Annotated in this window: 25 protein-coding genes and 1 pseudogene; 18 read left to right on the top strand and 8 right to left on the bottom strand. The window is 28.5% G+C overall.

Going from position 1 to position 26499, the window contains the following annotated elements; translation table 11 throughout:
* Window positions 1–12: 12 nt before the first annotated feature.
* Window positions 13–624: a hypothetical protein gene (locus tag KFW21_05070; protein MDK2818802.1), complete on the bottom strand. Its 612-nt coding sequence runs from the start codon at window positions 622–624 to the stop codon at window positions 13–15.
* Window positions 625–736: 112 nt separating this feature from the next.
* On the opposite strand from KFW21_05070, the gene KFW21_05065 reads away from it, so the two are divergent.
* Window positions 737–1375, top strand: a complete 639-nt coding sequence (locus KFW21_05065; protein MDK2818801.1) for a nicotinate-nicotinamide nucleotide adenylyltransferase — start codon at window positions 737–739, stop codon at window positions 1373–1375.
* Window positions 1376–1458: 83 nt separating this feature from the next.
* Here the strand turns inward: KFW21_05065 and KFW21_05060 are convergent, their stop codons facing one another.
* Together KFW21_05060 and KFW21_05055 are read right to left on the bottom strand one after the other, a co-directional pair.
* Window positions 1459–2385, bottom strand: coding sequence for an ankyrin repeat domain-containing protein (locus tag KFW21_05060; protein ID MDK2818800.1), 927 nt, complete (start codon window positions 2383–2385; stop codon window positions 1459–1461).
* Between the two features lie 27 nt (window positions 2386–2412).
* Window positions 2413–2835, bottom strand: a complete 423-nt coding sequence (locus KFW21_05055) for a hypothetical protein (GenBank protein MDK2818799.1) — start codon at window positions 2833–2835, stop codon at window positions 2413–2415.
* Window positions 2836–2908: 73 nt separating this feature from the next.
* Here KFW21_05055 and KFW21_05050 point away from each other — a divergent pair, with 73 nt between their 5' ends.
* Complete coding sequence (locus KFW21_05050) at window positions 2909–3781, top strand: TonB family protein (protein MDK2818798.1); 873 nt, start codon at window positions 2909–2911, stop codon at window positions 3779–3781.
* 1 nt (window position 3782) lies between these two features.
* On the opposite strand, the gene KFW21_05045 is transcribed toward KFW21_05050, so the two are convergent.
* Window positions 3783–4331: a hypothetical protein gene (locus KFW21_05045; protein MDK2818797.1), complete on the bottom strand. Its 549-nt coding sequence runs from the start codon at window positions 4329–4331 to the stop codon at window positions 3783–3785.
* Window positions 4332–4506: 175 nt separating this feature from the next.
* Between KFW21_05045 and rpmF the strand changes: the two genes are divergently transcribed.
* The 10 genes from rpmF to gmk all read left to right on the top strand — a co-directional run bounded on the left by rpmF (window position 4507) and on the right by gmk (window position 12918).
* Window positions 4507–4698 (top strand): 50S ribosomal protein L32, encoded by a 192-nt coding sequence (rpmF, locus tag KFW21_05040; GenBank protein MDK2818796.1) that lies wholly within the window; start codon window positions 4507–4509, stop codon window positions 4696–4698.
* Window positions 4699–4817: 119 nt separating this feature from the next.
* On the top strand, window positions 4818–5849 hold the full coding sequence (plsX, locus tag KFW21_05035; protein MDK2818795.1) for a phosphate acyltransferase PlsX: 1032 nt from the start codon (window positions 4818–4820) through the stop codon (window positions 5847–5849).
* Window positions 5850–5924: 75 nt separating this feature from the next.
* A complete protein-coding gene (locus KFW21_05030) occupies window positions 5925–6860 on the top strand; it encodes a ketoacyl-ACP synthase III (protein MDK2818794.1) in 936 nt (311 codons plus the stop codon).
* 22 nt (window positions 6861–6882) lie between these two features.
* Window positions 6883–8058 carry a hypothetical protein gene (locus tag KFW21_05025; protein ID MDK2818793.1) on the top strand — a complete coding sequence of 392 codons (1176 nt, stop codon included), beginning with the start codon at window positions 6883–6885 and terminating at the stop codon, window positions 8056–8058.
* Complete coding sequence (locus tag KFW21_05020) at window positions 8039–8656, top strand: hypothetical protein (protein ID MDK2818792.1); 618 nt, start codon at window positions 8039–8041, stop codon at window positions 8654–8656. Before KFW21_05025 ends, KFW21_05020 begins: the two co-directional genes overlap by 20 nt.
* A gap of 7 nt (window positions 8657–8663) precedes the next feature.
* The gene (fabG, locus tag KFW21_05015; protein MDK2818791.1) at window positions 8664–9410 is read left to right on the top strand and encodes a 3-oxoacyl-[acyl-carrier-protein] reductase; all 747 of its coding nucleotides are present in this window, start codon (window positions 8664–8666) and stop codon (window positions 9408–9410) included.
* Between the two features lie 27 nt (window positions 9411–9437).
* A complete protein-coding gene (fabF, locus tag KFW21_05010; protein MDK2818790.1) occupies window positions 9438–10691 on the top strand; it encodes a beta-ketoacyl-ACP synthase II in 1254 nt (417 codons plus the stop codon).
* Window positions 10663–11445, top strand: coding sequence for a ribonuclease III (gene rnc / locus KFW21_05005; GenBank protein MDK2818789.1), 783 nt, complete (start codon window positions 10663–10665; stop codon window positions 11443–11445). The genes fabF and rnc overlap by 29 nt, the downstream gene beginning before the upstream one ends.
* Window positions 11446–11457: 12 nt before the next feature.
* On the top strand, window positions 11458–12333 hold the full coding sequence (locus KFW21_05000; GenBank protein MDK2818788.1) for a YicC family protein: 876 nt from the start codon (window positions 11458–11460) through the stop codon (window positions 12331–12333).
* 12 nt (window positions 12334–12345) lie between these two features.
* Window positions 12346–12918, top strand: coding sequence for a guanylate kinase (gmk, locus tag KFW21_04995; GenBank protein MDK2818787.1), 573 nt, complete (start codon window positions 12346–12348; stop codon window positions 12916–12918).
* Between the two features lie 70 nt (window positions 12919–12988).
* On the opposite strand, the gene nadE is transcribed toward gmk, so the two are convergent.
* Window positions 12989–14461 (bottom strand): NAD(+) synthase, encoded by a 1473-nt coding sequence (gene nadE / locus KFW21_04990; protein ID MDK2818786.1) that lies wholly within the window; start codon window positions 14459–14461, stop codon window positions 12989–12991.
* A 121-nt stretch (window positions 14462–14582) separates the two neighbouring features.
* On the opposite strand from nadE, the gene KFW21_04985 reads away from it, so the two are divergent.
* From KFW21_04985 to msrB, 6 genes are all read left to right on the top strand, one after another.
* On the top strand, window positions 14583–15224 hold the full coding sequence (locus KFW21_04985) for a hypothetical protein (protein ID MDK2818785.1): 642 nt from the start codon (window positions 14583–14585) through the stop codon (window positions 15222–15224).
* A gap of 86 nt (window positions 15225–15310) precedes the next feature.
* Window positions 15311–16537: a hypothetical protein gene (locus tag KFW21_04980; GenBank protein ID MDK2818784.1), complete on the top strand. Its 1227-nt coding sequence runs from the start codon at window positions 15311–15313 to the stop codon at window positions 16535–16537.
* A gap of 73 nt (window positions 16538–16610) precedes the next feature.
* A complete protein-coding gene (locus KFW21_04975) occupies window positions 16611–16775 on the top strand; it encodes a hypothetical protein (protein MDK2818783.1) in 165 nt (54 codons plus the stop codon).
* 211 nt (window positions 16776–16986) lie between these two features.
* Complete coding sequence (locus KFW21_04970) at window positions 16987–19509, top strand: DNA topoisomerase 4 subunit A (GenBank protein ID MDK2818782.1); 2523 nt, start codon at window positions 16987–16989, stop codon at window positions 19507–19509.
* 22 nt (window positions 19510–19531) lie between these two features.
* Window positions 19532–20977 carry an exopolysaccharide biosynthesis polyprenyl glycosylphosphotransferase gene (locus KFW21_04965; protein ID MDK2818781.1) on the top strand — a complete coding sequence of 482 codons (1446 nt, stop codon included), beginning with the start codon at window positions 19532–19534 and terminating at the stop codon, window positions 20975–20977.
* A 12-nt stretch (window positions 20978–20989) separates the two neighbouring features.
* Window positions 20990–22111 (top strand): peptide-methionine (R)-S-oxide reductase MsrB, encoded by a 1122-nt coding sequence (gene msrB / locus KFW21_04960; protein ID MDK2818780.1) that lies wholly within the window; start codon window positions 20990–20992, stop codon window positions 22109–22111.
* 161 nt (window positions 22112–22272) lie between these two features.
* Here msrB and malX read toward each other — a convergent pair whose 3' ends face one another.
* From malX to KFW21_04945, 3 genes and pseudogenes are all read right to left on the bottom strand, one after another.
* On the bottom strand, window positions 22273–23817 hold the full coding sequence (gene malX / locus KFW21_04955) for a maltose/glucose-specific PTS transporter subunit IIBC (protein ID MDK2818779.1): 1545 nt from the start codon (window positions 23815–23817) through the stop codon (window positions 22273–22275).
* Between the two features lie 113 nt (window positions 23818–23930).
* On the bottom strand, window positions 23931–24452 hold the full coding sequence (locus KFW21_04950) for a hypothetical protein (GenBank protein MDK2818778.1): 522 nt from the start codon (window positions 24450–24452) through the stop codon (window positions 23931–23933).
* Window positions 24453–24627: 175 nt separating this feature from the next.
* Window positions 24628–26427 (bottom strand): annotated as a pseudogene (locus KFW21_04945) (glycosyltransferase family 2 protein).
* Window positions 26428–26499: the final 72 nt, after the last annotated feature.

Genomic DNA, 26499 nt, shown 5'->3' with positions numbered 1-26499 from the left:
ATATTCCTGTTATTATTGTTTGATTAAATTTAGTTGAGGTTTTTTAGCCCCAATAAAATATCCCTCTTTTTTGCTTGCAATACCATCAGGATTAAAATAATAAATGAATTTAACTGTCTTAGGAGAAACATTCTCGTAAGACAGTTCTACTATAGTATGGGGAATATTTTTGATATTTGTAATTATAGTAGGAATTTTATGTGCCTGAGCAATATAGGGTTTAAGATCAGATAATCTAAAGGTGATAAACTGCATATTAGTTAGCTCTTTGTTTTGTATAAAATTTTGTAATTGAACTTCTGGCAAAAGAATCAATTCTAAATTATGTAATTCTATAGTTTTTCTTTTACCTTTCTGAATAGTGATCAGATTGCCATTAAATATATAAAAAGCATTAGTTTCTTTTTTGGTAATATTAGTAAAAGAAACGGTTGCATGATTCTCATTAGTTAACATTAATATTTGATATGTTTTTTTATCTGTATTAAAATTATAAGAAATACCATTTTTAATAGTGGTGATAGTTTCACGAATTTTATTATTGTCACTATTATATGTAATATCTAAACTATATGATGAGGATAGAATAGTTAATAAAAAAGATAATAAAAGTATAAATTGCATAAATCACCTCTAATTTTTTATAGTGTGATAACAATTGTTAAATAATAAACTATATGTTATATTTTAAAGTGTATTACTAATAAAATCAAATATAAACACAAAAGGATTCGTAATGCAAAAAAATATTGTTATTTTTGGTGGGAGTTTTGATCCTATTCATAAGGGACATATAATGTTAGTCAAACAAATGTTTAATAATCTTGTTGATATTGATAAATTTTATATTATACCAACAGGAACAAATTTAGCATATAAAAAACATCTTTTTTCAGATCAAGAAAGATTGTTTATGTTAAAATCATGCTTTAATTTATTATCAGATAATGATTTAAAACTTTTCCCACAAATACTAGAAGAACAAAATTTTGTTTATGAATTTTATCACCCCAACATTGTTATTTCAGATTTAGAATTAAATAAGAGTGAAGTATCATATACTATAGATACTATAAATTATATTAAAAAAATACATCCTCACAAAACTATTCATTTGCTTATAGGATCCGATCAAGCTGCTAATTTTTCAAAATGGCATTGTGTTCAGGATTTTGTTCAATTAATTACTTTATGGACTTATCCTAGAAAAGGTTTCAAATTAGATCCTAATTATCAATGGAATATAATTGATTTTGAAGAACAGAATATCTCATCTTCTATAATAAGAGATATCTTATATAATAATGATTCATTAGAGCATGAATTTATTCCTGAATCTATTAGTGTATTAGCTAAATTATTTTTTGATAAATAATACAAATAATATATTTAAGATAGAATCCTAATAAAAGATAATAAAAACAATGCATATTGGAAATTTTTTAAATAAATAAAAAATTATGTATTAATATTTTGTTTAATAATTAATTTTATTTCTTTGGGGGTTAAATTAGTTGTTACCCCTAATTTTGTTAATAATTGTACAATTTCTATATTTCCAGAAATGTATCCGTATATCAACGCATTTTGACCAGCCTTATCCACCGTATGAATGTTGATCTGTGGAGTAGCGATTAATAAGTTCATAATATCTATATTTCCTATTTTTGCTACAATCATTAAAGGTGTAATACCAGTATCAGAAATATTATTAACATCAGCACCGTTATCAATTAATAATTTTACAATATTATATTTATTTTGTTGAATAGCTATCATCAAAGCCGAATTACCAGCTACGACCCCTGTTGTTTGAGCGTTAATTTTTGCTCCATTAGTGAGAAGTGTTTTTATACTTTCTATAGGACCTTGTTGAGCAGCTAGCATTAAAGGAGTGATGTTACTAATATTAAATTTATATGAAGCTAAATTAGGATCTGCTTTATAGGTAGTAAGTAACAATTTCGTAATAAAAACTCTTCTATGTGCGATAGAGCACATAAGAGCTGTAGTACCATTTTTTCTATCCAGTATTTGTCTAATATTAGCATCCATTCCAAGATTAAGGTAATCTACAACAGAATCTATATCGCCAATTTTAATAAAATAAAAAAATTCCTCTATTGCTTGATAATTTTTACTAATTTCTCCAACAGGTGGTTTTGATAATAATTTGGGAGTATTTGTATGTTGAGCTACTTTTGTTTTAGTCTTAGATGGTTCACTTATATTTGAATTGATAATATTCGTAGATTGGGGTAATACTTCCAGATTGGTTGCTAATGTACTTGGATCTATTTGTAGACCTGGATTTGATACTATAAATATTTCTTCTTGTGCAAATAACGGTACTACAAGCAATAAAAAATTTAACAAAATAAACATAAATATCTCCGATTATCTTTTGTGTGATTATTGATTTGATGTTTGAAAAAATAATTTTTTTATTTTTTTTGGGAAAGAACCGATATAAGGTACAGCGATCGTATACAAATAATACTGAGTGTTTGGTAACAAATTATCTATCATATTCGTATAACTATCACCATTGCCTATGGTAATGTTTCCACCAAAAGTAACAGTATTATTTATCGTATTGGTGTTAGTAAGATCTTCTGGTATTTCTGGAATATTATTAGTATTGGAATATATTCTCCAATAAATAGCGGAAGGTTCTGTTACCGTAAAACTAAATTGAGCTTTTGTAGAATTAATTTTAATAATTTCTGGACTATTATCCAACCATTCAGTATTTTTATAATTGATAGTCTCATGATTTTTGATAAGGTAAGAGATCAGGATATAAGCAAAAAAAATATAAATTACAAATTTCATACTTCCCCTCGAATGCGATTAATGTATTATAAATACTATGTTAATTTTTATCAAGTAAAACAAGGAAGATAGCTTGGCAAAGAAATCCTATTCATTATTTTCTAATATTAATTCTAAAAAACATATAAAATTTTTAATTATTTTTATATGGATGTCTTTTACTGCTCATTTGTATGCTTTATGGGGTTTTAATGTTATATCTACTATGTCTACAGATAAAAAACCCTCAAAAAACCCTCAACAAAGAATCCATAATATCATTTTAGAAACTAAGACAGAATCTCCCTTGAAATCTCAAGAAGCTGTTATTTCTGATAAAAATAATGTTAGTCAGTCTCTTACTCAAGATAAAACGAAGCCAGAAGAATATAATCTTGTCAATTTTGATAATGCTCTTGATCAAGGAAAAGGTGGAGATGAATCTTATATTCCTCAAGAAGAGACAAATGGTGAGGATAAAATAGAGGAAAAAGTAGTAGAAACTACTGAAGTGGGCATTGACATTCGAAAAGATGTGAAAACAATAAAACAAAAATCAGCATCAGGTGGTGGTGAAACAACACCTACACTTTATGACATTAATAAGAAGCCTATCATTAATCTTTATAGTACAGGTAATACAAGTTTAGCAACGAAATCTAAAGATTATGCCCAATATTTTTTGAATATGCAAAAGAAAATTGAAAAATATCATAAAGAGTTTTTTCCTATTTATCAATATTATCAAGGATTAATAAAGAATGGGGAAGTAATAGTGGAGTATACCTTGAATCAATCTGGTGATATCTTAAACGCACAAGTTGTTTCTTCATATGGTTCCGATATTGTTGATAATGCCAGTTTGAATTCTATTGTATATGCCAAAAACTTTGGATTACTTCCTAAAGATTTGCAAAATGAAAAAGAAGTTGCTATTCGTTTTCATTTTATTTATTTATCAAGATAGATTATTTTTTTGTTCCGATATTAGTTCCAAGAAAGTAGATATAGGTTCCATCTGTTTTTATTTTCTCTCTCCAAGCGTAATTTTTAGTAGGATCTTCTATTAATGTTAACATGAGATTGTGCATGGTTCCATTCTCAGAATTTAATATTTCTAAACTTTGATAATTACCTACTCCATCCCATATTCCATTAGTAAAAAATATTTTTTTTATCCCTTTTGTTAGAATATTATTAGTGTATATGATATTAAAAACAAAAAAATTATCTGCAAGTTTTGATGTTTCTATGATATAACCGTCACTAAATTTTATGTTATAGATACCAATTTCTAATACAGCATCTTTATTAATATTATAATTCCCAGAGAAATTTGTTTTGAATCTTGCTTGTGTAAAATTCATATCTGGAGTAACAGGAATAGGTTTATTGGAAGAAGGAAAATCAGAATCAACTTGTAAGGAGCAAGAAATTATTACAAAAGCTAAAATGATTAGTAATAGTTCTTTTAATAATGATTTGTAAATCAAGTTCATGTGTAATATTTTTTTCATAATAATTCCTTTTATAATAATTTTTTAAGATACATATACAGATAAAAAATACTTATATAGTATGTTTTAGTCAAAATAAAATAAATATTATCTTTGTTGATTGACAAATGAATTCTTTTTGTGTTATAATAGTAGATATAAAGCTCTATGTTTTTATTTTTAAAGGAGTCAACTAATGGGTGTACCAAAGAAAAAGACATCAAAATGTCATTCACGTATCCGTCGTGCTAATAGTTATTATAAGATGGATGCTATAAATTTGTCTACATGTGATTCTTGTGGAGCCCAAAAGTTGCCACATAGAGTTTGTTCATCATGTGGTACTTACAAAGGTAGAAAAGTTTTTGCTGGTGTGGAAGAGGCTTAAGCTCTCTCTTTTAAAGAGATTCTTTCGTGAATCAATAATGTTCATATGTAATTATAGACGAAGAGTTTTTATTATAACTCTTCGTCTTTTTTGTAAATTTGTTATTTAAAGTGGGTTTTATGCGTATAGGTGTAGATATAGCTAGTGGAGAAAAAGATTCTCATTTGTTAGTGAAAGGTAGTATTGACGGTGCTTTACTACATCCACAAGCTGAAGTAGTCATGATAGGCAATAAAACAAAATTACAAAAAATTTTAGATGATGTGTGTGAGAAATCTAAAATAATTATGCCTGATAATATTTCTATCATGCATGCAGGTAGTATTATTACAATGTTTGATGAACCTCTGTCTGCAATCAAAATGAAACCAGATTCAAGTATTGTTGTTGGTTTAGAAGCTCACAAAAGAGGTGAACTTGATGCTTTTTTCTCTCCTGGTAATACAGGAGCTATTGTTGTTGGGGCTTCTTTGATTTTACGTCGTTTACGAGGAATTAAAAAACCAGCTTTAGCAACTTTTATTTCGAAAGGTATACACAGTGCACCACCAATGATTTTAGATATTGGAGCTAGTTCAGAAACAACCGTAGAAGATCTTCTAAAATTTGGTTTAATGGGTCAAATTTATTATGAACGGATGGTCAATGTTTCTACTCCAAAAGTTGCTCTCTTAAATATTGGTGCTGAAGAATATAAAGGTTCTAAATTAGCAAGAGCGACTTACCAAGCTATGAAACATTGTAATTTTTTAAATTTTATAGGAAATATAGAGGGTAAAGAGTTCTTCAAGGGCAAGGCAAATGTGATTGTCTGTGATGGATTTTTAGGTAATATTGTTCTTAAAACTATTGAAGGTACTGCATCAGGATTTTCTCAGATGTTAAAATATGCTTTTAAATCTAGTTTATTTAGTCTCTTTGGTGCTTTGTTGGCAAAACCAGCTTTTCAAAAAGTAAAAGATGCACTTGATCCTGAATATTTTGGAGGAGCTCCTTTATTGGGTGTTCAAGGTGTAGTAATGATAGGGCATGGTTCTTCAGGATCCTTGGCTTTTAAAAATGCTATTGATGCTTGTGTTAGAACAATAGAAAATAATGTTATAGAAGAATTAAATAATAAAATTGAAGAAAATTTAATTCATATAGAATAATTTTCTTAAATTTGTTTGATACTTAAATTTTTTTGATAAATTAATAGAGATATGATTTTGAAAAAGGGGCTTAATTTGAAAATAGGTATTTCAAATATAGGAATATATTTACCAGAAAAAATAGTTACCAATGATGATCTTTCTAAAATAGTTGCTACTAATGATGAATGGATTTCTACTAGAACAGGTATCAAACAGAGACATATTGCACGCAAAGATGAAACTACGGTTGATATGGCGGTAGCTTCTATAAATGATCTTATTATCAAATCAGATTTAAATATTCAAGATATTGATTTTATTATATGTTCCACAGTAACAAATGAACAAAAATTTCCGTCGATAGCGACATTAATACAAAAAGAATTGAAAATACCTAATATACCTACTTTTGATATAGGTCCAGCTTGTGCTGGTTTTGTTTATTTACTAGCAATTGCAGAATCTTTTGTAAAATCAGGATTAGCAAAAAAAATATTATGTGTTTGTTCTGAAAAATTTAGTGATATTGTTGATTGGTCAGATAGAAATACATGTATTTTGTTTGGAGATGCTGCTGCAGCATTTGTTGTTGAAGAGAATCCAACTACTTGTACTATTCTTAACACTAATATTGGTGGAGATGGTGTGTATAGTGAATTATTGAGAACAAAACAACAAGAAAATGGAAAACATTTTGTTAAAATGGATGGTACAAGTGTTTTCAAATTAGCTGTTCGTATTATGGATGAACAAGTAAGAAAAATATGTGCGAAATCAAATAAAAGTTTGGATGATGTAGATCTTTTAATTCCTCATCAAGCGAATGCTCGTATTATGGTTGCTGTTGCTGAAAGATTGGGTATAGAGCCTTTTATGAATGTTCAAAATTATGGTAACACAAGTAGTGTCACGATTCCATTAGCTTTGGTTGATGCAATGAAATTAGGAATTATTACTAAAGGACAATTGGTAGTTTCACCTGCTTTAGGTGGTGGATTTACATGGGGTGCTACATTACTACAATTTTAAAAGATACAAAAAAGGATATAAAATGCGCCGAACACTACTAATAAATATATTTGTTTCTAGTATAATTTTTTCACAAACTACATTTAATAATATTAATTTACAACCTTTTGTTGGTGAAAAATATGTAGGATTGCAAATTAATCCTATATTAACTGGTTTGAAAGGATCAGTACCTAATCAAGAAATGAATCTGAATATTGCTATGTTTTATCACAATAAATACACCTTGCGTGATGATCAAGTTTTAGGAATGGTGGACGGTCGTTTGATTACAGAATTTCCACTATCTTCTTTTGATATGTACAAAAAAATTAGAGAAGATACTAGCTTAGTATTATCTAATTATGCTGAGAACCATGCCGCTTATCAAGAGGCATTATTACAATTTCGATCATTTCAAGATACTTATTTAGAAGAAGAATATTATGATGAAGAATATTCTACCACAGAAGATGTTGAGTTGAATGAAGATATTGAGTTGAATGAAGATGGTGAACTTGTTGAAGAGTATGAGAATGAGTATGGGGTTTTAAACGAGTATGGGAATTCAAACGAATATGAATATGAAAATACGATTTCGTATAACTCATCTTTTATAAATCCAACAGTTGTTGCTCAATTATGGTCTGATAAAAATCCGCTTGCTGCAGAATTACCAAAATTTCCTAGTTTAAAATATACTAATACAGAACCAGCAAAGAAATTTCTATCACCAAAAGAATTAGAGTTTTTAATATATTTTGAAAAAATCAAATCAAATTATAATGAAGCTGTAAAAAATTACAATGAAACTCTAGAAAATAATTCAAAAATATATAAAGATGATTTTGATCCAGCAGATCCAGTAGAAAGATTTACTATTATGTTGATTGGAGATCAACTAAACTCTATTTGGGTCAAAGAATTTGGTTTAGATGGAAAAAAAAGATATCAATCCTATGATAAAAATGTTTGGTATTTAGGCTATCAGATAGAAATAACTAAAAAAGATGTTAGAGCTCTATATAATGTTTTTAAAAATAATACCAATGTAAAATATATTATTAAAGGATCTACACGAACGGTAGAATTTGAATTGTCTCCTTATTTTAAAAATGCAGCAAGTGATTTGTTGGATTTATATGTTAAAGGTAAATTTGCTATTGATACAAGTACGGAGTATCCTATAATGCGTAATTATGATCAATATCTTAAATAATATTTTCTTCTTCTTTTTTCTTTTTCAATTTCAAACAATGCATGCTACAATTTACACTAATTACGAAAAATACTTGACAGATCCATCGCAAGGATTTGAAAGAAAAATTGATAAAATGAAACAAACAGAACTAATAACATTAAAAACTAATATTTTGTATTTTCAAGATCAAAATGGTACTTTTCATCTAAATTTTTCTTTTCAGCGATATAAGAATGTTATTATACCAAACTCTTATACAGAAATATTTATTAGAATAAATACCAAAAAAATGATCACACCTTTTGATGGATTGGATCAACAAATTGATTTAACTATTTTAGGATTAGATAACAAACAAATTTGGCGATCAAGCTTTTATTTTAATAAAAGACAAGTGTATTTAAATGTTTTAAAAACAGGTGACAAACAACTAGACTTAGTCAAATTTTTATCAAATAGTGATATGAGACAAATACAGGATATTTTTATCTTTAATAAAGAAGTGTATTTTTATTTAGAAGGTTTTGATGGTAGTTATGATTTTATTATTCCTAATCCAGTAGTTGAATTTTATAAGAAATATTTTGATTATAAAAATAATATATATAAAAAATGAGGTTTTCATGAAGGGTATCGCAGGGAAAAATGCAATTATTACGGGATCATCTAGAGGAATAGGACTTGCAGTTGCTGAAAGACTTGCTTCTGAAGGAGCAAATATTGTTTTAAATTCTATTTCTATTAAAGAGGATACTCCTTTGATAAAGGAATTATCAGAAAAATATGGTGTAAAAGTCAAAGCTATACAAGCAGATGTAACTTCTTATACGGAAATAAAAGGAATGATTAATAAAATTAATGAAGAGTGGGGATCTGTTGATATCTTAGTAAATAATGCAGGAATAACAAAAGATAATTTGATTCTTCGTATGTCTCCAGAAGATTTTGATATGATTGTAGATATTCATTTAAAAGGTGTTTTCAATGGTGTTAAAGCTGTTTATCCTATAATGATGAAGCAGCGTGCTGGGAAAATTATTAATATGACATCAGTAGTTGGATTGACAGGTAATGTTGGACAAGCTAACTATGCTGCAGCAAAAGCTGGGATTATAGCTCTTACCAAATCTACAGCAAAGGAACTTGCTGGAAGAGGGGTAAATGTTAATGCTATTGCACCAGGATTTATTCATACAGCTATGACAGATATTATTCCAGAAAATGAAAAAATAAAAATATTATCAGCAATACCAATGAAAAGAATGGCTGAAACATCAGAGGTAGCATCAGTAGTAGCGTTTCTTGCTTCAGATGATGCTTCTTATATTAATGGTCAAACCATCGTTGTCGATGGTGGAATGGTAATGTAAGTAAAAACAAATTTAATTAAATAGAAAATGGAGGATACTGTGAGTCGTAGAGTTGTAATTACAGGTGTAGGTGTGATTTCCCCTTTAGGAAATAACTTAGAATTATTTTGGAATAATTTAAAAAATGGTACTAGTGGTATTTCAAAAATTGAACGCTTAGATACTTCAGAACTAGCAGTCAAAATAGCAGGTGAAATTAAAAACTTTAATTGTGAAGATTATATGGATAAAAAATTAGCATCTCGTATGGATCGTTATGCACAATATGGAGTAGCCGCTATTACACAGGCAGTCAAAGATGCTAATCTAGAACATTTAAATGGTATTGATCCCTATCGAGTTGGTGTTATTGTGGGTTCTGGTATAGGTGGTTTACAAACATTACAAGATAACGCTACTATTATTGTTGAAAAAGGACCTCGTAGAGTTTCTCCAATGTTTGTACCTGCATCTATTTTAGATATTGTATCTGGTTACGGTGCGATGCTTTATGGTTTTAGAGGGCCTAATTATGCTGTTACATCAGCTTGTGCAACAGGTCCTCATACTATGGTTTCTGGATTTAATCATATTCGTTTAAATGAAGCTGATATTATGATTACAGGCGGAACAGAATGTACCTTAACTACTCTTGGTCTTGCTGGATTTATTCAAGCAAGAGCATTATCTACACATTATAATGATGATCCTCAAAAAGCTTCTCGTCCTTTTGATAAAGATAGAGATGGTTTTGTAATGGGTGAAGGTGCTGGTATTCTTGTACTAGAAGAATATGAACATGCAAAAAAGCGTGGTGTACATATTTATGGTGAATTATTATCTTACGGTGCTACAGCAGATGCATATCATATTACAGCTCCACATCCTGATGGTGAGGGTGCTGGTATGGCAATGAAAATAGCAATGAAAAATGGTAATATTTCTCCAGAAGATGTTGATCTTGTGAATATGCATGGAACATCAACACCTTTAGGTGATATTGCTGAAACAAAAGCAGTTAAGTTTGCTCTTGGTGATGTAGCTTATAAAACTAATTGTAATTCAACGAAGTCTATGATGGGACATCCATTGGGTGCTGCAGGAGCTTTAGAGGCGATAGCTATTTTAAAAATGATGGAGCAGAATACTATTCATCCAACAATTAATATAGACAATCAAGATCCTGAATGTGATTTGAATTATACAGCAAATAAAGCAATACAAAAAGATCTTAATATAGTATTAAGTAATTCTTTTGGATTTGGTGGGCATAATGTTTCTTTGGCATTCAAAAAAATATAATACAGTAGAAATTACTGAAGATAGAAAAAAAATATTAAAAAATCATGCTCAAAAATACAATATTCCTATATCTAATTTCGAGTTATGGGATTTAGCCTTAACTCATATTTCATATATGGATACGATGAATGGCCTATCTTATGAAAGATTGGAATTTCTAGGTGATTCTGTTTTGGGTCTTTGTCTTGCAGATATTTTATTTAAAAGATACATAGAGCTTTCAGAAGGAAAAATGTCCATGATGAAATCTAGTTTAGCTAATGAAAATACATTAGCAGTTCTAGGGCGAGAATTGGGATTATTAGATATTGTAAAATTAGGTCATGGTGAGCGTCTAGCTGATAAAAGAGCTCAGGAGAAAGTACTTTGTGATTTATTTGAATCGACAGTGGCAGTTATTTATTTGCAGAATGGATTTAAAAAATGCAAAGATTTTTTAGAAAATTTATTAAATCCTAAAATAGAATGTCTTTTAACAGACGGTCTTAAAGATTTCAAAACAAAATTACAAAAAGTAACTATGAAAGTCTATAAACAATACCCATCTTACGAAATGATTGATACAGAAGGACCGGACCATGGTAAAATATTTACAATAAAGGGTAAGGTTATGAAGTTTGAGGCGTCAGCAAAAGGTCGTACCAAAAAAGAAGCAGAACAAAATGTTGCACAAATTATTTTACACGCAATGAAAGAAGACTCATTAACAAATACAAACTCGCTTTTTTCTAAAGAATTAGTTGATGATGAATAAAAAGGATGTTTTATGATTCGTGGAATGACAGGAAAATCAACACTTCGCTTTTCAACAGATTTTTTAGATGTTGAAATGGAAATTAAAAGTGTTAATTCAAGATTTTTTGAGTTTCGTATTAAAACACCATCACGCTACGCTGCATTAGAAATGGAAACTCGAAAAATAGCTTCTCATAAATTAAATAGAGGAAAAATTGATTTTAATCTTAGAATTAATGAAAAAGAATTACAATCTTCAGGATTGTCAATTAATATGGTTTTAGCAAAATCTTATTTAGATGCAAGTCGTAAAGTGGCAGAAGAATTAAATATTTTGGATAATATTTCTTTAAAAGATATTTTATCTTTTCCTCAAGTCTTGAATACGGATACTAGCGATGTAGATGATGCTACTTTAAAAATATTATTAGAATATTTTGAAAAATTAATTGATCAAATGTTGCCCATGATGATTGATGAAGGAAAAAGTACTATTGATGATATCCAAAATTCTCTTGATATTATGGTTAAATCATTAGACTTTGTTAAGACTAAATATCCACAAGTATTAAATAAATACAAAACAAATCTTAGGGAAAGAGTTCTTGAAATTACTACTGTAAAACCAACAGATGAACGCTTGAGTATAGAGCTAGAAATATTCGCTTCTCGTACTGCTATTAATGAAGAAATTGTTCGTTTAGATAATCATATTCGTGTTATGCAAGATATTTTGTTGGGTAAGCGTCCAGAAACATCAAAAGAATTAGATTTTATTGGTCAAGAAATGAATAGAGAAGTAAATACGATTGCGTCGAAATCTTCTGATTTTGAAATCACAGAACATACTATTATTTTAAAAAGTGAGATTGAAAAAATGAGAGAGCAATTTAGAAATATTATATAAGGTAATTTAGATATGGATGATTATAAGATAATTGTTATCTCTGGCCCTAGTGGTGTTGGAAAAACAACAATGTATAAACAAATATTACAAGAATATGCTGATGATATTTCTTTTTCTATTTCTGCAACTACTCGCAAAATAAGAGATGGAGAAGAAGATGGTAAAGATTATCATTTTTTATCTATAGAAGAGTTTGAATATTTGATAGCTAAAGGTGATTTTATTGAATGGGAATCTGTTCATAATAATTATTATGGAACTTTGAAATCTGAAATATATCGTATTTGGGAAACAGGAAAGCATTGTTTGTTGGATATAGATGTTAAAGGTGGATTGCGTATACAAAAAATATTTGGAGAAAAATCATTTTTAATTTTTGTATCACCGCCATCAATTACTGAATTAGAAGTACGCTTGCGTAGTCGTGGTTCTAATGATGAAGAATCATTAAAAAGACGATTAGATAATGCTGCAGAAGAAATGGAACAAAAATCTTTTTACAGTTTAGTGCTAAAAAATGAAGACTTGGAAACAGCAGTTATAGAATTAAAAAAATCTCTTCAAGAATATATTCTTAAAAAGTAAGAGCTAATTAATTTGTATTAAAATAAAAATCCCTTTTAACAAGGGATTTTATTATTATAAATTGATAATATTATTGTTTGAACCATAATCCTACACTTGTGGGAATATGCCAATCTAATCCAAAATATCTTTTAGATATTTTCAATCCTGTTGGAGATTGTTTTCTTTTATAAGATGATTTGTACAGAAGAGTAAATATCTTTAATACATCTTCTTTTCTTTCTAATCGATCACAAATTTGAGGATAATCTAATCCTTCTTCACAATGTAAAAATAATACTTGATCCAAAAATTCATAATTTGGAAGACTGTTTTCGTCAATTTGATTTTCGTTTAATTCTGCACTAGGGGGTCTTGTTATAGTTATTTCAGGAATAATCTCTTTATTTGAAATAGTATTAATATAACGACATAATGCTCTAACTTCTGTTTTTAAAAGATCTGAGATAGGTGCAAATCCACCACACATATCTCCATATAAAGTACAATAACCGACAGAAGCTTCTGTTTTGTTTCCTGTTGCTAACACTAGTGATCCTTCGGCATTGGCAATACTCATGACAATATTACCACGAATTCTAGCTTGAATATTTTCTTCCCAAATAATATTACCATCTTTTAGAAATGATAATTCTTGAATGTAGGATTGATGCAATGATTCGATAGAGATATGATTAAGAGAAACATTCAGGTTATCACAAATTTGTTGAGCACCATGTTGGCTAATATCTGAAGAAAATTTGGAAGGAAGATAAACAGCGTGGACTTTCTCTGCACCAACAGCTTCTACAGCCAGTACCAATACAAGAGCAGAATCAATTCCGCCACTGACAGATACTAGAATTTTTGAAAAATGATTTTTTAGAAAATAATCTCTAATACCTTGCACAATAGTTTGACGAAGAATTTCTTCACCAGCAGGTATTTCATGAATAGGATAAGTATTAGATGATTCCAAATCTACTGTAACAAAATCTTCTTGTGCGTACTTCAATCGAGCAATGATTTTTCCTTCAGGATTGGTGATAGAACTAAGTCCTGTAAATAATATTTCATCAGTAGCACCAGCTAAATTAATATCAAATACCCAAGATTTTTTTTCATTAGCAAGTAATTTTAATTCCATTTCGTGAGCTTCAGGTCTGTTTTTTTCAAAAATTTTAGGGCCAAGATTCACAAATATGTCATAATTATTTTGATTAAAAATAGCTGGTAAAGGAAGATGAGTATGATCTGAGATTTCTTGAGAAAACCCTTCTCTACTTACAATCCCTTTAGTCAAAATTTCCTGACCTTCAACAAAAACAGAAAGTTCTGTGTCCTTAGTTTCAAGAGCTAATTCTTCACGAGTATTTTGAATAGCAACTCTAAAATCTTCTGATGCCATTAGATTTCCTTGTGGAAATCCAGAAATAGAACCAAAAGGGATAATTAATATTTGAGATTGGTCACGCAAAGCTAATTTAATTGCTTCCCGAATTTTTTCTTTGTTGTAAGTGAAATCTCCAAGACGAGGATTTAACTGAGCGATAGATACTTTCATATAGGCCTTACTTTAAATTCATTTTTTTTATTTTAACATAAGTATATATAAATGTCAAAAATCTGTGATATTGACATTATACCAACATATAAGGTATAATAGGTATTACATAGGGGTCTTTATGTGTTTTTGCAATCAATTATGGATAGAAAATCAAGATATTATTCAAAAAATTGTTTCTATGGATTTTTTACAAGATATGTTTGATGGCTCCTTAAGTGATGAAAAATTCTATTATTACATAGAACAAGATATTCATTATCTCAATGATTATGCGAAAGCTAATGCTTATTTAATGACTAAATCAGAAAATTCAGAACAATTACAATTTTTTTTAGATTCAATCAATGCTAGTTTTGAAGAACAAAAAAGAGTACATTCACATTATACCACTCAACTAGTATATTCTCAAAAAAATACTTTTACGCCTGCGTTTAAAAATTATAGTGTTTTTATTTTGTATCACACTGCTAGCAAATCACTTCCCATAGGATACGCGAGTATTATGGCTTGTCCATGGTTATATGTATACTTAGGAGAATATTTTTCTGCTAAAAAATTTAACAATAATAAGTATCAATATTGGTTTGAAGCTAATTGTACCACAGAAGTACAAGAGTGGCTTTCTAAACAAAAAAAATACTTAGAGACTTTTGCTAATAACAATCCCTCTTATCACAAAGAGATGAAAAAATTATTTAGAGAAGCTTTATTTTTGGAATATGAATTTTGGAATGATGCTTATTTATTAAAATCTATTTGAAAATGTAAAATTATTGGTTTAATAATTATAATGTATTAATATGAAAAAACATTAAAAATGATATCATAATATGTTTGGGGAAATATATGAAAAAATATAGCTTATTATTACTTTTATTTGCATCATGTAGTGTTGTTGAAAATACTAATAATCCTATAGGAATAGGAATCACACCAAAATTTAGTGATTTGATACCAACTTCTGATTATGTTATTTATTCTGATTGTGCAACACTGCCTACTCTTTATTCTGGAATACATATGTTTACTCATACAAAACCATCTTATATATATATGGGACGAGCTGGGACATTAAATCTTACAAAATTACCTATACATGTTCGTGAAATATCTGATGTTGAGAAAATGAGAACAAAAATAGCAGATATAAATAGCGCAAATCCAAAAGCAACTTTCACTTTGTATGCTAATGATTTGAGGGCAGCAAAAGCCTTCAAATATTTTTATTCTCAAGGAATTTCAAAAAATAGAGTAAAAGTTATCTTATTAACTGATGGGACACAAACTTATAAGCAATTTTCTGACATATATGGTGATAGTTTAGCTTATAATACATGGAAAAGAAACGAGATTATTTATAATAGAGAATTTAATAAAAATCCAAAACCTAATTTAAATATCAACTTTTTTTTGGATAACAAAGATAATAAAGGTGCTTTTTTAACGGTACCTGTAATTGCTGACAACACTTATATATGGATGCAATGGCCAGAATTATTAGTGAGTGATAGTTCTGATCTAAGAAATTATTTGAGTACAAGTGCAAAAAGATATTATAAAGTTGATCCATTAAAATATTATAAAAGCTTAACTATTAGCAAACAAAATGATTTTATTACTTTAGTAGGTTTGGACAAAAAATGGGCTCTTAATGAAGGTAATGGAACATTAAAAGATCAAACAATAGAAGAAGCCTTGGATGCTTCACCAAAAGAAAATATTATTATTACAGGAACTGTTCCCTATGGAAATACAGATGCGTATATCGCCAAAGTAAAGGCTTATTATGGTACAGGTTATGATTATTTCTTCAAAGGTCATCCTAGCGAAATAACACATCCTTCCGATAAAAATATTGTAGTGTTTCCGTTTCAATTACCTATGGAATCTATTGTATGGGCTTATGGAAATAAAATTTCTATCATGGGCGGTCATGATGGATCACTATATATGAATGCTCCCAAAGAAATGAATAAATTTTTCTTTAATCACAAATCAGATGGTTCTACACTTGTTTCTCCATTAGATATTATGTTCAAACAAGGAGTATTGGGTGAGGTCAAGTTTTTTTAATTAAAAACTTATAAAGAAAGATATGAAAAAAATATAGTATTATTACTTTTGTTTACATCATGATTATTATCATATTCTTGATACTGTAGCTTATGAATCATTAATTTTTTCTGGAGTTAATCCAGAAAAAATAGGTGGCATATTGAATTCTTTATATTTTTCATTGCCAAAAGATAAAATATCTTTTTTAGTATTCAAGGGTACACGAGCTGAAGCTCAAGAAAATTCTTTAGTTTAAGTAATGAAAGAGCTCGATATTATTCAAGATTCACAATTATATTTTTGGAATGAATTAAATAATACTCTTTAAAATATATTATAGATATATCAAAAAAGTCGATTCGTAAAGAATCGACTTTTTTTTTTGATATTATACGATAAATTGTTTTTTTTAGAGATTTATCTTATAATATTAAGATATCTTAAATGTTTATAACAAGGGAGTTTTCATGAGTTTAGATAATAATAATAAAGGGATTATTCCCTCTTATTTTGAAAATGAGCTAGAAACATCATATTTGAATTATGCTTACAGTGTAATTACAGGAAGAGCTATTCCTGATGCTCGTGATGGTTTGAAACCAGTACACAGAAGAATATTATATTCTATGAATGAATTAGGTATTCATCATGATAAAAAAAAGCGTAAATCTGCTCACATGGTTGGTGATGTTTTAGGTAAGTATCATCCTCATGGTGATGCTTCTGTTTATAATGCTGCTGTTCGTTTAGCACAAGATTTTTCTACTCGTTATCCTTTGATTGTTGGTCAAGGTAACTTTGGTTCTATTGATAATGATCCTCCTGCAGCAATGCGTTATACCGAATTAAAACTTTCTAAAGTATCTCATTATATTTTAGAAGATCTCAAAAAAGATACTGTTGATTTTCGTGCTACTTATGATGATACGAGTGAAGAACCATCGGTATTACCAGGAATGTTTCCACAACTTCTTTGTAATGGTACGGAGGGAATTGCTGTTGGATTTTCAACAGGTATTCCTCCTCACAATTTACGAGAAATTGTTCAGGCAACTTCTGCTTATTTAGATGATAGTGATATCAGTGTTGAAGAAATAATGAAACATGTTCAAGGACCAGATTTTCCAACAGGAGGTCGTATCACTAATAGATCTAATATTGCTTCTATTTATCAAACAGGTAAAGGATCTATTCGTGTTGCAGGAACAATAGAATGGGAAGAAAAAACACAATCTTTAATTATTACAGAAATTCCTTATCAAACAATTAAATCGCGTATTGTTGCTGAAATTGTAATGCTTATTGCTGATGATAAAAGTAAATATGTAAATACACTAAGACATGTTAAAGAAGTTCGTGATGAGTCTTCTAAAGATGGTATGCGTGTTGCTATTGAAATGGGTAAAACTGGTGATGAAAGTATTGCTAATAAAATTAAATCTATTCTTTACAAAGAAACTCGTTTAGAAATTAATGTGTCTGTTAATATGGTATCATTAATCAAAAATAGACCTGAATTAATGACTTTAAAACAATTAATTTGTTCTTTTGCAGAACATAGAAGAACTGTTACTGATAGACGACATCGTTTTGAAAAAAGAAAAGCAGAAGAACGATTGCATATTGTTGATGGTTTGTTAATTGCACAAGCCTCTATTGATGAAGTAATAAAAGTGATCCGTGCTTCTACAGATTCAAAAGCAGCACAAGAATTACTTATGCAAAAATTTATTCTATCAGAATTACAATCGAAAGCTATTTTAGAAATGAGACTACATCGTATTACTTCTATGGAAGTCGAAAAATTAACTACAGAAAAAAGAGAATTAGAAGCAATTATTAACAAACTTCAAGAACTACTCGAAAACAAACAACTAAGAGATGCTCTTATCAAAACAGAACTTAATGAAATGTGTAAAGATCTTGGTGATGAAAGAAGAACTCATTTTGGTAGTACAGATGCAGAACAACTTGATAATGAAGAGTTTATAGAAAACAAACCAATGCATATTGCTATTTCACATCAAGGATATTTGTTTGTAGAAATTGATCCTTCTAACAAAACTATGGGTCGAGGAAGTAAGCGTACAGGTAATGCTACTGGTGGTAGAAAATTAGCTGAAGATGATCATATTATAGCATCTGCTTCATGTAATCTTAAAGACACAATTTTATTTTTTTCATCTAATGGTAAGGCATTTTCTATCAAAGGGTATGAAATTTGTGGATCAGATAGTGGATCTCAGGTTCGTCATGTCAATAGTGTTGCTCGTTTAGAAGCAATGGAAGGAAATATAGCAGCAGTTATGTTTGTAGATCAATTTAGAGAAGATAATTATGTTGTATTTGCAACTAAATTTGGACAAGGTGTCCGTATTCCTCTAAATCTTTTTAGTAATATTTCACGAGCAGGAGTGATTGCACTTAAGTTAAAATTAGATGACACCTTAATTACTGCTAAAAAAACATCAGGAAATGATACTTTATTGTTTGTCAAACGAAAAGGTAAAGGATTTAAATTAGATGAAAAATTATTTACTCCTCATAATAGAGGAGCTATGGGTGAAAGAGCAATTCGTGTAGAAGGTGAACTAGATTCTGTTGTTGGAATGGCTGTAGATGAGCCTGATAAAACAGTATTTTTTGTCACTCAAATTGGACGAGGTCGTCGCGTCAGTTCTAAAGACTTTTCCCAATTGAACAATAGGGGTGGAAAAGGATATAAATTAGTCACTCTTCGTGAGGGTGAATATGTAGCTGATTTTGCCTATGTACAAGAAGAAGAAAAAGTTTTTGTAGTTAGTAAATTAGGTCAACGCGCAACATTAAGATGTGGTGATATTACAAATTATGCATCACAATTATTAGTAATGAAAATAGATGATGAGTTGACAGTGTTATCTGTAGCTAGAGAAGAAGATGAAGAATTGAAAGCATCTAAAGCAATTACAGATGAACAAAGTAATATAGAAGATTCTTTGTATACTTAATTTAATAGCTATTGAGGACAAAATGATAAAAACAAAAATTAATTTTTCTTGTTATTCTATTATTAAAAACATATTATTGATAAGTATAGATAGTCTTGCCTATGTAACTAGTATGTTTCTAGCAATATATATTAGAAATATATTACCAGAATTTCTGTATGATATTGATTTTCCTGGTTTTTCTATTCAATCATATTTTTTACCTGAGACTTTTATATTTTTATTTATAATAATACTAGTATTTATTTGGAATAGTTTATATCAAAAAAGAAGATCTTTTTGGGAAGAATTATTAATAATATGGAAATCATTGATAATTACTTGCTTAATTTGTTATTTATTTCTTTTTAATTTTAATGAACTATTACCATTTATGAGTAGAATAGTTATTCTTTTATTGTTTATTTGTTTGGTATTTATTCTTCCTTTGTATAGAATCATTTTAAAGAAAATATTATTTAATATTTCTTTTTGGAGAACTCCTGTTGTTTTAATTTGTAAAAAAGAAGATCTTAATAAAACTGTTAAAATTGCACATAATTTTTATAAAGATTTTTATTTGGGTTTTATTCCTATTGGTTTTTTGATAGAAGATGATAATCTACAACAAGAAGTATTATTTTTAGGTGAAAAATTAGTTGTATATAATAATATCAAACAAATACCATCTTATGCTACTGTTTTTATTATAGAAGATGCTTTAGCACATGATAATCAATTAATATCTTATTTATATAGTTATTATAGAAAAATTTATCTTGTATCTTATAAGAATATGATAGGAACCAAAGGCAACTATTTGTTTTCAGAGCGTTTATTCATCATAACATTAGAAAATCAATTGAACTCCTATTTATCACAATCAATAAAATTTTTAATGGATCGAATCCTTAGTGTGATTTTTTTACTTTTATTATGTCCTCTATTTTTTATTATAGTAGTTTTATTAAAAATTTTATCTCCTGGTCCTATTTTTTATCGTCAGGAAAGAATAGGTAAAAATGGTAAGACATTTAAAATATGGAAATTTCGTACTATGTATATTGATGCAGAACAAAAACTACAACAATTATTAGCCAAAGATCTTGAATTAAAAAAAGAATGGGATATTTTCTTCAAATTAAAAAATGATCCAAGAATCGTACCAATTGGTTCTTTTCTAAGAAAATATAGCTTAGATGAATTACCACAATTATTTAATGTATTAAATGGTACGATGAGCATTGTCGGGCCTAGACCATTTGTAGATGGAGAAATTGAAAGTATAAATGCTACATTGTTACCATTATATGCACAGGTAAAACCAGGATTAACAGGATTGTGGCAAATTAGTGGTAGAAATGAAATTGATCGTTTAGAAAGAATGAATATTGATGTATGGTATATTCAAAATTGGAGTCCTAGTTTGGATTTATTAATTTTATTAAATACTCCTTTCGCTGTATTAAGTGCCAAAGGAGCTAGCTAATATATTAAAAATATGAAGGAGTATATTGTGAAAAAAATAATGAGTTTTGTGTTATTAAATATTTTTCTTCTAATTTCTACTATTTCATATAGTCAACAAAATCAAATTGCTATTTTAGCGGGTGGATGTTTTTGGTGTATAGAAGCTGATCTTGAAAAATTGACAGGTGTTTTGAATGTGGTATCAGGATATATTGGTGGAAAAGAATCTGATGCTACTTATAAAGAAGTTTCTGCTGGTAGAACTTTACATAGAGAAGCTGTGAGAATAGAGTATGATGCTGATATTATTTCGTATCAACAACTATTGAACGCTTTTCTTCGTACTATAGATCCTACAGATCTAGATGGGTCTTTTGTTGATAGAGGTTATCAATATACTGCTGCAATTTACACTTCTTCTGAAGATCAAAAAAAAATAGCTCTAGATTTTATTGATAAGATGTCTAAATCTTCTTATTTTTCAAATAAAAAAATATCGATAGCCGTTCAAAATATAGAATCTTTTTATTTAGCAGAAGATTATCATCAAAATTATGCAAAGAAAAATTCAATCCAATATTCTTTTTATAGAGCTAAATCTGGAAGAGATCAATATATTAAAAAAGTTTGGGCAAAAATCCCGCAAGAGTTTTTTCTAGCAGAGGAGAATTTAATGAAAAAATTATACACACCAAATATAGCGATGGAACAAAAATATGCTAAGTTTGTTAAGCCTTCTAATAAAGAATTAAAAGAACAATTGACAGCGATACAATACAAAGTTACTCAGCAAAATGGTACAGAATCTCCTTTTAGTCATGAATATGATACAAATAAAAATAGAGGGCTTTATGTAGATATTGTTTCGGGTGAACCATTATTCTCTTCACGAGATAAATTTGATTCGGGAACAGGCTGGCCTAGTTTTATGATTCCTATTTCAGATCATTTTATAGTAGAAAAAGATGATTTTAGTTTTTTTTCACGCAGAACAGAAATTCGATCTCGTTATGCAGATTCTCATTTAGGACATGTCTTTGATGATGGTCCTAATGGCACATTACGATATTGTATGAATGGTTCAGCATTACGATTTGTTCCAAAAGACCAAATGGAACAAGAGGGTTATACTGATTATTTATCAGAAGTATAATTTTAATAATATTAATAAACCAATAAAAAAACTACCTCTATTAGAGGTAGTTTTTTCTATAACAATGATTATATTTTGTACTAATATTTATAAAAGAATCTGTACTATTGTTTTAATAGTATGTGAAAAATTTAGTGATGATTATAAATTAATTGATGGTATTATTGATCAAGAATTTTTTGAATTTGATTTTTAACTATATGAACTTGTGGTCCAACAATTACTTGAACATTATTTTTGTCTAAAATAACCAAATTAATAGCTCCAGCTTCTATGAGTATATCTTTTTGGATAATACTAGAATCTTGAACAGATATTCTTAATCTAGTTAAACAATTGTCTAAAGAGGTAATATTTTCTTTTCCACCAAGACCTTCAAGCATTTTTTCTGCAACATAATTTTTTAATGTTTTATTTGATGATTCTTGTTGGGTAGTCATTTGTTCTCTACCAGGTGTTTTTAGATCGAATTTAAGAATAGTAAATTTAAATATAAGATAATATATAATAAACCAAACTATTCCAAGTGGAAGTACTAAATACCATTTTGTTTGAGGACCTTGTAAAACACCAAAAATAAATAAATCTATTAAATTGCCATCAGTATTACCAATAGTAACTTGTAATAAAGCTAATACTAAAGCACCTAATCCTGCTAATATAGTATGAAAAAGATATAAAATTGGACTAATAAATAAGAATAAAAATTCTATAGGTTCTGAAATTCCTGCTATTGCACAAGATAGTGCTCCAGATAATAACAAACTTTTCACAGTACTTTGATTTTCTTTACGAGCGGTATGATACATTGCTAATGCTGCTCCTGGTAATCCAAAAGACATAAACAGCATTTTTGCTTGAGAAAGAAATCTTGTTGCTTCAGGTGTGAATGGTAATCCGTTACCTAATTCTGAATAATAAATATTTAATGCTCCACTTACTAATTCACCATTAATGAGTGCTTCTCCACCGATAGATGTGAAACGAATAGCTGCTACCAAAATATGGTGTAAACCAAATGGTAATAAAAGGCGCTCACTAGCAATAAATAAAAATGGTCCAAATATACCAGCATTTTGTATAATAGTACCAATACCTCTAATTCCATTATCAAAAAATGGCCAAATTATTGGTACAACTAGCCCTACTATAGAAATAGTAAAAGCTGTAATAATAGGTACAAATCTAACACCACCAAAAAAAGCTAATGCATCAGGTAACTGTATTTCATAAAATTTGTTGTGAAGATGATATACAATAATACCTACTAATACACCACCAAGGACACCTGTATCAATACTATGTATACCCATAATCATTGCTTGACCAGCATCACGAAGAGATCCAGTTGCAAGCTGTCCTGATTCTTTCAAGAAGAAGTTGATAGATAAATTAAGAACAACAAATCCCACATAACCAGAAAATGCTGCTATTCCTTTTTCCTGTTTGACAAGCCCTAAAGGAATTGCCATAGCAAATAAGATTGGTAGGTTAATAAAAGCAAAGAGACCTGTGGAAGTCATGAATTTGAATATAAATTGTAAAATAGGAGTATCTAAAAAAGGAAGAACTTCTAATACAGCTTTTCCACTTAAGGATGAACCGAGACCTAGTAAAATGCCCATAGCAGCTAATAAAGCAACGGGTAACATTAATGATTTTCCAAAATTTTGAAAGAAATCCCAGAAATTAACTTTAAATTTCATATATATATATCCTTTTTATTATTATTTTTATATATTAACATAATTATGATATTAGTCAAGAATATTTTAAATAAAAAACACCTTTTTAAACTATAGGAAGGTATTTTATTTGATTATATATTATTAAATATCCCTAAATCGTATATAATTAATATGAATTTTTCGATTAACACAGAAATCGTTACCAATAAGAATATACCATGCCAATTTATTTTTGATTTCAATATCTTGGCATTAATTAAGATTTGATCAATTAAATATTTATCTGACTTAGTCAAATCGTTGATGTTATATTCACTGTCTAAAACTTGTTCAAATTTATTTTTATCTAAAGAATATATATCTAAGCAATAAAAAATATTATGTTTGTTATAAGATTTGTAAGTACCCATATCAATTATACCAATTAATAATTTCAGTGTAATAGGTAATAAAGAAAATAGTAGAGGAATAGCTATGAGCACTAGATAAATAGTGTCTGTTGACCATTGAAAAATAGAGTCTCTATTAATAATATGAAAAATTATTCCTAAAAAAGCTATAAAAATATAAGCTTTAAGATCCATTTTTTTTTGTTGAAACATAATATTATCAAAAGATTTTAATAAACTTTCATTCATATTCTTATTCACCATGATGGTATACCCTCTAATTAATTTATATTTTTATGTTCACTTTCTATATATTAGGCATTTTTTCTATATTCATCCAATAAATCCATAACAGCTAAATCTTCTATTTTTCTTGTAAATAATGTATTGTTAAAAGTATATACAATATTATGATACATTATTTCTAAAATGGGAGGTATTATGATTTATAGTATGTTGTCATGATTTGCATCGATTTAATATCTGTAAAATTACGAGCAAAATAACGATGCGGATCATTTGCTAAAGAAAACATTTGGGATTGATCGATTTGTTGAGCAAAACGAATGGCACCAAAATCAGTTGTTAAATTTAATTGTTCTTTGTCACAATAATGATATATCAAACTTGGTATGACAATTTCTTCAGGAGCAAATAAGAGTTTAAATTTTTTCACAAATTTTTTCACATTTTGATAATCTTGTATAATTTTACTATTAACTTCATGAAAAGTCACTGCATAGCATGATGCTCTTAAGATATTGTAAAAAACATCTTTTTTATTTATTCTTAATATTCCGAAAGAAGGTAGAATAATACCAAATATCTTAGCATGAATTTTCATAATAGAGCTAAATATATGATAATATATTTTTTTCCACAAAGGTATATAAAGATTAGGATTAACTTTTTCAAAAATAATAGTGAAATGAATTAAAATTCTACTTATTTCTAACCAAGTTAATTCTGGATTAATATTCGTAATACCATAATAATATTTAGGAAAAAAACTCAAATAAAAACGACTAAAAACATGGTTTTTAAGAATTCGATCATATACTTCTTCTTTTTCTTTTTCATCTGTTAAAAAAATAGGTTTAGTTGGTGATGCTAGTATAAAAGTTGTACCATAGTTTTTTTGTAAAAAATCTTCCAATTTATAGAGAGGTTGAGTAAAAAAAACATCACCACTGATATCAATAGCATAATCATAAACTATCCCTGAAGCTATAATTTTTTCTGTTAAAAATAGAGGAGCTTGTGTTAAACCATAAGATCCCCAAGATGTTTTGAATTTTTGATAGCAAAAAACTCTATCATTATCTTGAAAAGCATTTTGAATCATTTGAAATTCTGTTTTAGATGAATTTTTATTATAATGAATAAAAACAGAGTGTGTGGAGTTGCTTAATATATAATTAATTAACCATATTTGTTGTCCTGGATTTTTGTAAGCTATTATTTTCCATACAATATTAATTTTTTTTTCATTTGTAATTTGAATTTTTCCCCCATCCAAAAAATCAAGATAGTTTTGTAAATCTTCAGGAGTTCCTGTACCATGCATTTGGGATTCTTGTATCATATAAGTAGTAAATTTTTTCCCTCGTGCAATAGCATAATTCTAGGTAGGGCATTGAAAAAACTCATTATTAGCTCTATCATTTCTAATAATTAAGTCTATAGCAGCATCAACAAAATCAGAACCTTTACGATATAAATACCAACCCACAACACCTTGACTAGAAAATGGTATTTTGGCTTTGACTTCTGTTACTTTATTATCAGCATCTGTTTTAACAAAAGACCAACGCGGACTTTGTTCTGTTTCTTCGAATGTTAGCAAACTACCATCAAAATTATTTTCCAAGCAAGAATCAACAAAATCATCAACATCACAATCTGCAATCTGATCACTGTTTGCAATCAAAATGGGAGTACCATTATTAATAAGATCTTTTACAAATAAGATAGTACAAAGAGGTCCTTCGGTTTTTTGTTTGATAGTGACAAAAGTAACATCAAAATTATTTTTGATTTCATTTAGTTCTTTCTGATATTCTAATGCATGTTCTTCTCGTAAAATAAGAATAAAATGTGCCTGTTGATGATAATTCAGATTATGCATGACATGTTCTATCATTTTTTTACCATTCCATTCTATGAATGGTTTCAGGGTTTTCCACTTCGAGTTTTGAAATCGTTGACCATCACCTGCCATAGGAATAACAATATTTATTTTATCTGTCTGTCTGTCTGTCTGTCTGTCTGTCTGTCTGTCTGTCTGTCTGTCTGTCTGTCTGTCTGTCTG

Source organism: Spirochaetota bacterium (genome assembly GCA_030154445.1).
Taxonomy (GTDB): Bacteria; Spirochaetota; Brevinematia; order Brevinematales; family Brevinemataceae; genus Brevinema_A.
Note: the sequence above shows the minus strand (reverse complement) of the source record. Positions and strands in the feature narration are given on the sequence as shown.

Excerpts from the sequence above, each read along its gene's own strand:
- KFW21_05070 (MDK2818802.1), bottom strand. The coding sequence starts at position 624 with ATGCAATTTATACTTTTATTATCTTTTTTATTAACTATTCTATCCTCA.
- KFW21_05065 (MDK2818801.1), top strand. The coding sequence starts at position 737 with ATGCAAAAAAATATTGTTATTTTTGGTGGGAGTTTTGATCCTATTCAT.
- KFW21_05060 (MDK2818800.1), bottom strand. The coding sequence starts at position 2,385 with ATGTTTATTTTGTTAAATTTTTTATTGCTTGTAGTACCGTTATTTGCA.
- KFW21_05055 (MDK2818799.1), bottom strand. The coding sequence starts at position 2,835 with ATGAAATTTGTAATTTATATTTTTTTTGCTTATATCCTGATCTCTTAC.
- KFW21_05045 (MDK2818797.1), bottom strand. The coding sequence starts at position 4,331 with ATGAAAAAAATATTACACATGAACTTGATTTACAAATCATTATTAAAA.
- rpmF (MDK2818796.1), top strand. The coding sequence starts at position 4,507 with ATGGGTGTACCAAAGAAAAAGACATCAAAATGTCATTCACGTATCCGT.
- plsX (MDK2818795.1), top strand. The coding sequence starts at position 4,818 with ATGCGTATAGGTGTAGATATAGCTAGTGGAGAAAAAGATTCTCATTTG.
- KFW21_05025 (MDK2818793.1), top strand. The coding sequence starts at position 6,883 with ATGCGCCGAACACTACTAATAAATATATTTGTTTCTAGTATAATTTTT.
- KFW21_05020 (MDK2818792.1), top strand. The coding sequence starts at position 8,039 with ATGATCAATATCTTAAATAATATTTTCTTCTTCTTTTTTCTTTTTCAA.
- fabG (MDK2818791.1), top strand. The coding sequence starts at position 8,664 with ATGAAGGGTATCGCAGGGAAAAATGCAATTATTACGGGATCATCTAGA.
- fabF (MDK2818790.1), top strand. The coding sequence starts at position 9,438 with ATGGAGGATACTGTGAGTCGTAGAGTTGTAATTACAGGTGTAGGTGTG.
- rnc (MDK2818789.1), top strand. The coding sequence starts at position 10,663 with ATGTTTCTTTGGCATTCAAAAAAATATAATACAGTAGAAATTACTGAA.
- KFW21_05000 (MDK2818788.1), top strand. The coding sequence starts at position 11,458 with ATGATTCGTGGAATGACAGGAAAATCAACACTTCGCTTTTCAACAGAT.
- gmk (MDK2818787.1), top strand. The coding sequence starts at position 12,346 with ATGGATGATTATAAGATAATTGTTATCTCTGGCCCTAGTGGTGTTGGA.
- nadE (MDK2818786.1), bottom strand. The coding sequence starts at position 14,461 with ATGAAAGTATCTATCGCTCAGTTAAATCCTCGTCTTGGAGATTTCACT.
- KFW21_04985 (MDK2818785.1), top strand. The coding sequence starts at position 14,583 with ATGTGTTTTTGCAATCAATTATGGATAGAAAATCAAGATATTATTCAA.
- KFW21_04980 (MDK2818784.1), top strand. The coding sequence starts at position 15,311 with ATGAAAAAATATAGCTTATTATTACTTTTATTTGCATCATGTAGTGTT.
- KFW21_04970 (MDK2818782.1), top strand. The coding sequence starts at position 16,987 with ATGAGTTTAGATAATAATAATAAAGGGATTATTCCCTCTTATTTTGAA.
- KFW21_04965 (MDK2818781.1), top strand. The coding sequence starts at position 19,532 with ATGATAAAAACAAAAATTAATTTTTCTTGTTATTCTATTATTAAAAAC.
- msrB (MDK2818780.1), top strand. The coding sequence starts at position 20,990 with ATGAAGGAGTATATTGTGAAAAAAATAATGAGTTTTGTGTTATTAAAT.
- malX (MDK2818779.1), bottom strand. The coding sequence starts at position 23,817 with ATGAAATTTAAAGTTAATTTCTGGGATTTCTTTCAAAATTTTGGAAAA.
- KFW21_04950 (MDK2818778.1), bottom strand. The coding sequence starts at position 24,452 with ATGGTGAATAAGAATATGAATGAAAGTTTATTAAAATCTTTTGATAAT.